Source organism: Salinibacter sp. (assembly GCF_036626415.1).
In the GTDB taxonomy this organism is placed as follows: domain Bacteria; phylum Bacteroidota; class Rhodothermia; order Rhodothermales; family Salinibacteraceae; genus Salinibacter.
The window spans coordinates 21,485-27,484 of sequence record NZ_JAZKRW010000026.1 but is presented as its reverse complement, the minus strand read 5'-3'; the positions used below and the strand labels follow the sequence as shown (position 1 = coordinate 27,484).

At 65.9% G+C, this 6,000-nt stretch carries 4 protein-coding genes; 2 read left to right on the top strand and 2 right to left on the bottom strand.

Annotated elements, in window-relative coordinates:
• Positions 1 to 266: 266 nt before the first annotated feature.
• Together V5A20_RS04905 and V5A20_RS04900 are read left to right on the top strand one after the other, a co-directional pair.
• On the top strand, positions 267 to 584 hold the full coding sequence (locus V5A20_RS04905) for an antibiotic biosynthesis monooxygenase family protein (RefSeq protein WP_332315292.1): 318 nt from the start codon (positions 267 to 269) through the stop codon (positions 582 to 584).
• A 178-nt stretch (positions 585 to 762) separates the two neighbouring features.
• Positions 763 to 1,533 carry a succinylglutamate desuccinylase/aspartoacylase domain-containing protein gene (locus tag V5A20_RS04900; RefSeq protein WP_332315291.1) on the top strand — a complete coding sequence of 257 codons (771 nt, stop codon included), beginning with the start codon at positions 763 to 765 and terminating at the stop codon, positions 1,531 to 1,533.
• Between the two features lie 502 nt (positions 1,534 to 2,035).
• On the opposite strand, the gene V5A20_RS04895 is transcribed toward V5A20_RS04900, so the two are convergent.
• Entirely contained in the window at positions 2,036 to 5,272 is a 3,237-nt protein-coding gene (locus V5A20_RS04895; RefSeq protein ID WP_332326829.1) for a cadherin-like domain-containing protein, read from the bottom strand.
• Positions 5,273 to 5,618: 346 nt separating this feature from the next.
• Positions 5,619 to 5,930 carry a hypothetical protein gene (locus V5A20_RS04890; RefSeq protein WP_332326828.1) on the bottom strand — a complete coding sequence of 104 codons (312 nt, stop codon included), beginning with the start codon at positions 5,928 to 5,930 and terminating at the stop codon, positions 5,619 to 5,621.
• Between the last annotated feature and the right edge of the window lie 70 nt (positions 5,931 to 6,000).

The following is a 6,000-nucleotide window of genomic DNA, read 5'->3' as shown; positions in this document are numbered from 1 at the left end:
TCATCGGGAACGCCGGGGCCATTGCGTACCAGCGGCTTGCCTTGCAGGGGGCGGCCGTCGTGTTGGCAGCCGGTGCCTACCTGTTTGCGACGGACGGTTGATGAGAGCTTCGGGTTCTCTTCGTCTTGAGAAGAGGCGAACGATCTCTTTGAAGCCCCCGCCCTCGTCGAGGAGGCCCTTCGCTGGCGCCCAGGGCGACCTGCCTTGGAAGTGGGAGGGCGCACCGGTACCGCAGAGATTGAGAACTGACACACCACTACGTTCCAATGGTTGCACGTGTGTGGCGGGGCTGGACGGCGCCGGACGAGGCAGACCAGTACGAGCGGCTGCTCCGAACCGAGATCCTGCCGGACATGGCCGCCCAGAGTGGCGAGGGCTTTCGCGGGGCGGAGGTGTATCGGCGGCCGGCCGGAGACGAGGTGGCATTCATGACGGTCCTCCGCTTCGTCTCGATGGATGCCGTCCGGCAATTCGTAGGCGAGGACCCCCGGGACGCCCACGTGCCGCCCGCTGCCCGTTCGCTGCTCCACCGGTTCGAAGACGAGGTGGCCCACTACGAGGTGGTGGTCGACACCCACGAGTAGTCGGCAGTCCTCGAGGCCCGCTGTGCCTTCAGTCGTTGTGCTCACAAGGGTGCTCGCAGGGGAGGTGCCGTCGCGAGACCCGGCCCGCGACAGGGCCTCCCGAGGACGCCGCCGCGCCGTGCACCGTTGCCCCCGGCCCCTGGCATAATCCGCAGAATGCTCACTCACTGCTTTACCGATGCACGTTGAAACCCTTGGCGACGGACGTCCAGAATATACCATCTTGGCCTGTGTACACGGCGACGAGACCTGCGGCTGGCACGCGCTCAATCGCCTCAAGGCGAGCGACGTGACGCTGCAGGCCCCGGTCAAATTCGTGCTCGCCAACGAGCGGGCGTTCAAGCTCGGCTACCGGTTCTGCGACGCAGACCTGAACCGGTCCATGCCGGGCGACGCGTCAAGCGAGAAGCACGAGGTGCGCCTCGCGGCGCGCCTCCGACGCGAGCTGGACGACACCACCGTCATCGATTTCCACTCCACCGAGTCGCGGGGCTGTCCGTACGCGATCGTGACGGGGGGCGACATGGCGTCCCGGCGGCTTGCGCGGTCAACCGGACTCGATCGCCTCGTGGACATGAGCCACATCGGCGGGGGCGTGACGGAGCACGTAACGGGCGTGGCCATCGAGTGTGGATACTACGACGACGAGGGCGCGGCGTCCAGTGCACACCGCATCCTGCTCCACTTCCTCGCCGCCGAAGGACTCATCGATCGTCCCTACGTTCGCTCCACGCCGGACGTGTTCGAGGTGTTTGGGGATGCGTCCGGGCGAGACTTCGAGTTCGTCGCCGAGAATTTCCAGCGGGTGGAGGCGGGAGAAGCATTCGCGCGGAGGAATGGCACCGTGCGGCGGGCAGAAGAGCCCTTTTACCCGGTGCTCATGTCGACGTACGGGTACGAGGATCGCATCGGCTTTATGGCCCGACGGGCCGATGCCGTGGCAGAATGATGCTGCGCCGTTCTTCCTGCCTGCCCCCACTCTCTGTGCCCGTGCAGCGTCCATGGCGCTCGTCGGCGGGGAGAGCCCGGCCTTCGGGAACGGCAGCGCCGAGCACGAGGACGGGGGGCCTAGAGTACGGTTCCCCTATCCGTCTGAAGGACGCCGGAACGGCGGGGGCATGTGCCCTCAGAGGGTCTGCCTACAGAGGGTCTGCCTACGCCTTCGCCGGGGCATCGTTTGAGAGGCGCCGAAGGTAGACGGTAAAGGTTGCCAGCGAGGCAGCCATAAACAGCGTGCTGATCAGTCCCATCGCAGTACGGGGCTCTGTCCCCGCGGCTCTTATCGAGATCCGAATGCGTGGAACCAATCTTGGCACGCTCAGCGGCGCTTCCGTTCCAGGTCCGGTGCGACGAGAGTTGGTATATAGACTATTTTTCTATCATAGGGTGCTCCTATAGAGCAAAATCCCTTGTGCGGATCCCTTCATTGACGGGCGGGGAAATCGGGTGGGCTACCGGATGACCGTGAGCTTTCGGGTGCGGGTGGTGCCGCCGGCCCGCATTCGTACGAAGTATACGCCCGGGGCGAGGCCGGAGGTCGACAGTTGCCTCCTGTGGCGGCCTGCCTCGAAGCGGCCGCCCGCGAGCGTTTGCACCGATCGTCCCAGGAGGTCGTAGACCGAAATGTGCACCTCTGTGGCTTCAGAGAGCCCGAAATGAAGGGTGGCGCGCTGCTGCGCCGGGTTGGGAAAAGGTGGACGGAGGGTGATCTGCTCCGGGGTGCTGAGCCGGAGGTTCGTTTCGTTGGCGGCATGGGCGGTGCCGGTGGTGTCTACGTGTTGAAGGCGGTAGCTCAGCGAATCGATTGCGTAGGGAGGGTCCTCGTCGGTGAACTGGTACGAGCGAGGCCCGGGCGTGGTATTCTTCGCGGTGCTGCTTTCGACGAATGCAATCTGCTCCCACTGTGCCCCGGCGTACTTGCGCTGGACGTAAAACCCTTCATTGTTGATCTCGGAGGTGGTGCGCCATGTCAGGCGGATGCCAGCGTCGGTGGGTTCCGCCGAAAAATCGGAAACCTCCGCGGCGCCCGCCTTAGCAGTGAGGCGGAGCTCGAATCGGGCATCGCTGGGGGTGTCAAGGGAGCCGGCCCCCTCGGCGAGGTCGAAGGTGTAGGACTCCTCGCGCAGATTGACAACCGTCCCGGTCGTCCGGTCGTGCAGCTCCACGGTCCACGTGGAGGGGACGAGGGCCCGCTTTGGGTCAGGCCACGTCACGGTGGCGGCCCCCGCCGTGCCGACCGACTGCACTGAGAGAACGGAGGCGAGGGTGTCATTCTGCGCCGGTGCGGGCTCGCTGGCGAGAGTCCGCCGGGTCAGGGCCCCATCCCGCTGGAGGGGGCTACTCAGGGTGGCGTAGGTGTTCGCGGTCGGGGGGGGAAGTTGTGTGGCCTCGTACGCGTCCCAGCCTGCGGTGGCCTCCTCGTGGAAGAGCAGGGTGACGTTGTCCCGGGCAAGCGTGTCGGGGTCGCGCTCCACGACGAGAGATAGGTCGAGCCGGGCCCGTTCGGACTGTTTGGCCGAGAACAGCGAGGACGCGCTCCCAATGAGGTCGCCCGGGTCGGACTGGCGTCCGTCTGCACCAAAGGTGAGCCGCGTCGGGCCGCGGCCCCTCTGGGTCCGTTCGACGAAAAACCCCTGCCACGCGGGAATCGTGTCGTCAGGGCTGCCCTGCGTGATGAGGGTCCACTGTCCGTCGCCCGATGGGTCCCACACCTGCACGGTGTTTTGAAAGCCACGTGCAGAGAGGTCCCCCCCGGCTAGGTCCCCAAGGTCGAAGGCAACGTCGTACGGGTTGCCGAGCAGGTGGAGGGTGTTGTTCGTCGCGAGCCCATCCACCGTCACGTCCGCGGTCTGGTCTTCGTTCAGGTCGGGGATGTCGAGTGTCAGCCCGTCGGCGGTGATCGGGTCGACCTCGTCGTCGAAAAAGTACAGGATGAACCCCTCTCCGCGCGGCAGTGAGGTGGAGGAGTCCGCGGCCGGCGTCCACTGCGTGCCGTCCCAGGTGTAGAGCAGGGCCCCCGAGGTCACGTCAAACGCGAGGTCGTCTTCGAGGGCCGCCCGGGTCACGTTCGACGGCGGAGCGAGCACCCGCCAGCCCGTATCGTTTCCCGTTCCGTTCGTGCCCTCGATGGTGGTCTGATGCGTCGACGGATCGATGGCGATTGGCATCGTCGCCTCTGTGCTGCGCGTCCCGGCTTCGTCTTCTACGACGAAGGTGAAGCTGTCATCGTCGGCATCGGGGGCGGTGTGGTCGTACTGGACGGCGCCCTCTTCCAGGTCCGTCTGGGTAAAAGAGGAGTCGGGGCTGCCCTCAATCAAGAGCTCGCCCTGCGTCGGCCCGTCGGTGACCACGTAGGTGAGGGCCGAGGGCGGGTCGTCCGGGTCGGACGCGCTGAGCTCGCCGGTCGTGACCGTTACGGACTCACCGGGCGACACGGCAAGGCCGCCGATGGTCTCAAGGACGGGCGGCTCGTTTACGTCGTCGATCGAAAGGGAGAACGGCTCGCTGTCATTGGGAGTGGGGGGGAGGTCCGGATCATTCACCGCGACGGTGACGGAGTAGCTTTCTCGGGCTTCGGCGTCGGCCGATGCGGTGAGTGCAAGGTCGTTGGCGTCGGTAAGGGTGAACGAGCCCGCGTCGGGGCCGCTGAGGGACAGTTCGTTCGTGCCGAGGTTGTCGTCGGTGACGGAGACGGCGGAGACGGCGGTCGGGGGGCTGTTGTTTTCCGCGATCGAGGTGCTGGGCGGGTCCAGCGAGACGGTTGGGGGATCGTTGACGGAGTCCACCTCAATCGAGAAGGTCGTCTCCGTAGTGCGCCTTCCCTCCGCGTCCTCCACGAAAAGTGAAAAGCCGTCGTTGGTGGCGTCGGGGGCGGTGTGGTCGTACTGGACGGCGCCCTCTTCCAGGTCCGCCTGGGTAAAGGAGGAGTCGGGGCTGCCCTCAATCAAGAGCTCGCCCTGCGTCGGCCCGTCGGTGACCACGTAGGTGAGGGCCGAGGGCGGGTCGTCCGGGTCGGACGCGCTAAGCTCGCCGGTCGTGAGCGTCACAGACTCCCCCTCGAGGAGCGTTGCCCCATTGTTCGTGTCAAGGGTCGGGGCTTGATTCGGGGCGTAGTCCAGCGTAATGATCGCATTGGGGGCACCTGCGTCCACCGTGATGGAGTCAGTCCCACTCATGCCTACGGGTCCGTACACGCTTCCGTCGAACGCATCCTGGATCGTCCCGGTGACGTCTTCGGGCAGGGCCCAGGCGATGGTAAGCTCTGTTCCGCCCTCCGCCTGGAAGCGAACCTCGTGCTGCTTGGTCCCCTCGAATTGTGCATCGCCCGGCCGGATGTCCTTCAAAAGCCCCTCCCCGAATCCGGACGCGGGAATGTTGGCGTCGGTCAGGCGGGCGTCAAAGACGCCCAACGGGGGCATCGGGGGCTGTTCCTGTTCCCCGAGGGCTGGGTCGACGCCATCTGTAGCGTCCGGGTCGAGGCCAAGGATGAGGGAGCGCGTCTCCCCCTCTCCGTTGTGTACAGTGAGTGGGATCTGGACCTCCGCCTCCTGCGCGTGGGACGAGTGCAAGGGGAGCCCGAGCCCACTCAGCAGCACAACGGCGAGGGCCGCAAGGGTTGCTCGTCGGCCGCGAGTTGCAACATGAAGACGCATCGTGGTGGGGGGCGAGAGCCCGACTGAAGAAAGCATGACCGACACTTCTCCGAGCGGTTCGACGCCGTCGCTGTGCGCCCCGCTTAGGGACGAGGCCCCGGTAGATTGCAGGCGTTAGGGGGCGAGCGGCTCGTGGGGTGTTCCCAGAGCCAGCGCCAGTCGCTCTGCTTCAAGAGGGTGACAAGAACCCTGCCAGTGCACGCGGCATTGCTCGGCCCGTGACATTGCACCGCGGAGGAAAGAGTGCCCTCCTTCCCGCCGGGAGCAGGGAGCCCGACCGTGCAGCGAGGCGTTGTTCTGGAGCCTGGAGAAGACGTCACGCGGGGGCGGGGCCCGGAAAGGGAGCAGACATGAGCCCCGGAAACGGAGCGCGGGCCGTGGTTCAAGCACGTCCCGGTACGGCCACGGCCGCAGGTTCAACGACCTCCAGGGTGACGATCTCCTCGAAGTCGAGCGCAATGAACCGCGTGTCGTTGCCCGCCTTGTTTGGGCCGGCCGGCTCGTACGTGTACAGCTTCTTCTCGCTGACCATGGACGGCTCGTGCTGGTAGGTCGTAAAATCCTGTGCCATCTGGTGGGCCGTAGATTCTGGGATGCCCTCGAGGTCCCGGTGGTGGTGGGAGGAAGTCCGTGGGGGAGAGTTTCGGGGAGGACTTTCAAATGTGATGTTTACGGTCGAGGCGGGCTCGTTCATGGTGTGTCCGGGAGCGTTGGCGAGGAAGAACAGGCTGCGGCACGGACGGAGGGAGCCTCGCTCCCCTCCT

Coding starts and splice junctions, on each gene's coding strand:
- V5A20_RS04905 (WP_332315292.1), top strand. CDS start 267: ATGGTTGCACGTGTGTGGCGGGGCTGGACGGCGCCGGACGAGGCAGAC.
- V5A20_RS04900 (WP_332315291.1), top strand. CDS start 763: ATGCACGTTGAAACCCTTGGCGACGGACGTCCAGAATATACCATCTTG.
- V5A20_RS04895 (WP_332326829.1), bottom strand. CDS start 5,272: ATGCTTTCTTCAGTCGGGCTCTCGCCCCCCACCACGATGCGTCTTCAT.
- V5A20_RS04890 (WP_332326828.1), bottom strand. CDS start 5,930: ATGAACGAGCCCGCCTCGACCGTAAACATCACATTTGAAAGTCCTCCC.